1 protein-coding gene is annotated in these 297 nt (G+C 46.5%); it reads right to left on the minus strand.

Annotated elements, in window-relative coordinates; genetic code table 11:
• Positions 1-297, minus strand: a 297-nt coding sequence (dctP, locus tag AB4512_RS22100; RefSeq protein WP_372175689.1) for a TRAP transporter substrate-binding protein DctP, incomplete at both ends; no start/stop codon positions are given.

Here is a 297-nt window from a genome sequence, read left to right on the forward strand (position 1 = left end):
GGTTTACACCCCATGCTTGATAAGACGCGATCATGATTTCGTTACGAGGAACACGAATCACTAGCCCTTTCAAATCTTCTGGTGAAGCAACAGGCTTTTTCGAGTTGGTCAAAACCCTAAAGCCAGAATAAGCCCAACCGACAATACGAACACCAGCGTCACGAATCGTGTTATCAACTAAATCTTGGCCTACTTGACCTTGAGTCAGTAGCACTGCTTCTTCTGCGCTTTGAATCACGTAAGGCATGGTCAATAGACCAACGGTTGGAGAGAAAGGCGTCACGTTGTTGATCGCCA

Origin of the sequence: Vibrio sp. 10N.222.52.B7, from assembly GCF_041474275.1 — a bacterium.
Lineage (GTDB): Bacteria > Pseudomonadota > Gammaproteobacteria > Enterobacterales > Vibrionaceae > Vibrio > Vibrio crassostreae_C.